Source organism: uncultured Lutibacter sp. (genome assembly GCF_937891065.1).
In the GTDB taxonomy this organism is placed as follows: Bacteria; Bacteroidota; Bacteroidia; order Flavobacteriales; family Flavobacteriaceae; genus Lutibacter.
On record NZ_CALAEQ010000229.1, the window covers coordinates 1 to 2,966 of the forward strand.

Genomic DNA, 2,966 nt, shown 5'->3' on the forward strand with positions numbered 1-2,966 from the left:
AGGGGTAACAAAAAGCAACTTGAAGCTGTAAAGGCTTGGATAGATGACGATGTAGAAGAAATATTATATGGTGGTGGAAAAGGTGGTGGTAAATCATATCTTGGAGTTGCATTGATATTTGGTGATGCTTTTATGTACCCAGATACAAGATATTTTATTGCTCGTAAGACATTGGCAGATTTAGTAAAATATACAAGTGGTACTGTTCACAAAGTATTTGAAGATTGGGGTATTACTGAAGATATGTATAAATTCGATGGTAAGAATAACATTTGGAATTTACATAATGGTAGTAAGGTGTTTTATTTAGATGCAAAGTGGATTCCGAGTGATCCGATTTATGCTCGTTTCGGTTCTATGGAAATGACGAGAGGTTGGTTTGAGGAAGCTGGAGAGGTAGACGATGAACGTTGTATAACATCGTTAGCAAATAGTTTAGGTCGTTGGAATAATCAAAAGTATAAATTAATACCTAAATTATTTCAAACAGCAAATCCATCTAAAAACTATTTGTATGAAGGTTATTATATACCTTGGAAAAATGATAAGTTGCCAAAACATCGTAAGTTTATACAAGCGTTAGTTGGTGATAATATAGCGTTAGGGCAAGACTATATTGATGGTATGATTAGGCGTATGGGTAATGATTTATCAGCTACTCAACGTTTAGTTTATGGTAATTGGGAATATGACGATAATGAATTGGCAATTTTTGATTATGAAAAGATTATAGGTTTATTTACTAATGAATATGTACCAAAAACAGGTAACAAATATATTACAGCAGATATTGCATACGAAGGAAGTGATTTATTCGTTATAGGTATTTGGGATGGAATGGTTTTAGAAAAGATAATTGGTATTGAAAAGATTAGTGAAGTAATGGTTTCTAAAAAGATTCACGATTTAAGAATTGAGTATGGAGTGCCAATAAGTAATGTAATTTATGATGCTGATGGTTTAAAAACATTCGTTAGGAGTAGTGTTAATAACGGAAACCTTAAAGGTGCAATGGCATTTAATAATAATAAAAAGGCTTATGGAAGTGAGAATTATATTAACTTAAAGACACAATGTTATTATAAATTAGCAGAATTAACTAAAAAAGGCGATATTTACATCGCAGATGAGAAGTATAAGAAACAAATAGTACAAGAATTAGAGCAAATTTGCCGACAACCTAATACAGATGATGGCAAAATAAGATTAGAACGTAAAAGTGATTTAAAAAAGAGATTATTACGAAGTCCTGACTTTGCCGATATGATGATGATGAGAATGATAACTGAAGTTGGTGCTTTTTCTGCACAAAAAATAATATGGTAAAACTATGATACTATCAAACAACGATGCTTTAGCATTAATTAAAGAAAACAAGAGTTTAAATCCTAAACTTAGTAAATTAAGAACTGAATCATCTATGCTTTATGCTTTAGTTGAGGGTGATGATTTCAAAACTAAACTTATTGATAAAATTGAGTTTATTGAGGGTGAGGCAAAAGCAAAAGCACGTAAAAAGTATTCTCGAGATATTCAAGACTTTTTCACAAGACTTTTTCAGCCTTTAGAAAATATTTGGTATGCAACAGGTGGTAATAAGGTTTATGATATTGACGATGATGAAATAAAACGTGAATTGCTATTTACACTATCAAATATTAAAGATAGCAATACGCTTTCACATTGGATTCAAAATACAGGTATTAATTTAGCAAATGTAGACCCTAATGGTGTTATGTTTATGGAATATACTACTGAACCTAAAAAAGAAGTATATCCAACATATAAGAGTATTAATGATATTCGTGCCTATAAAAATAGAGGTCAATTATTAGATTGGATAATTTTTGAGCCTACAAAAGCTAAATTTCAAGGTTTAGATGTTCAACTATGGAGAATAGTAGATGATTTAACAGATAGAACATTTATTGAAATAGGTCAAGAGATTATATTGTCAGACCAAATGAGTTTTAAACACCCTTTTGGTGAAGTTCCAGCAATATTAAATTCTAATATTGTAAAAACAGGAATGGATTATCGTATTTCTCCTATTACACCAATTTTAGGGTTATCTAAAGAATATGCTCGTGACCAATCTATAAAAACTATCTATAAATTCACGCAAGGTTTCCCAATACATTGGAGATACGTTACTGAATGTGATGATTGCAAAGGTAGAGGAAAAGATGATGATGGAAATCCTTGTGGTTCTTGTGATGGTAGAGGTTATTTGACAAAAGGTGATGTTACTGATATTGTTACTTTGCCAGTTCCAACAGGCGACCAAGCTGTAATTGCACCTAATATTGCAGGTCATATTAAGCCTGATAATGAAACTTGGGATCAATATAGCACAGAATTAACAACTTTAGAGCGTATTGCAACTATAACTTTCTGGGGTACACCGTTAAATAGTATAGAAACTTTTGGTGGCAGAAAAACTACTACTGAAGTATTATTTAATAAGCAACCTATTGAGAATAGGTTAAATAAATATGCTGATTATAGTGAGTTTATAGAGTGGAAAATGTCAGAATGGATATTAAACTTTATTGATAAAGGTAAAAAACGTAATGACAACAAGATAACAATTACTTACGGTAGAGATTATGTTATTGAGCCAAGTGATACTATTTTAAAGAGATATGAAGATGCTCGTAATAACCAGGAGAACGACACGATAATGGATGAGTTATTTAGACAATATCTACAAGCAACTTATCGTACAAATCCTATAGAACTTGCTAAAAACTTAATTAAATCAGAAATTGAGCCATATTTACATCAATCTTTAAAAGATATTAGTGATGTTTTTGGTAGTGAAGAAGCACAACGTAAGATTTTATTTAGTAAATGGTGGGGAACTTTAACTAAACAAGATTATATAAAAACAAAAGAAACACTATCAGCAGAGTATGATGCTTGGTTTTCAAAAAATAAGAAAGAAATAAAAGTGGTTGAGAAAC

At 31.0% G+C, this 2,966-nt stretch carries 2 protein-coding genes; both read left to right on the top strand.

Annotated elements, in window-relative coordinates; translation table 11 throughout:
• Window positions 1-1,326 (top strand): terminase family protein (locus Q0352_RS12570; protein WP_299527998.1); only part of this gene is annotated, 1,326 nt, incomplete at its 5' end.
• 4 nt (window positions 1,327-1,330) lie between these two features.
• Window positions 1,331-2,966, top strand: a 1,636-nt coding sequence (locus Q0352_RS12575; RefSeq protein WP_299527999.1) for a hypothetical protein, incomplete at its 3' end; no start/stop codon positions are given.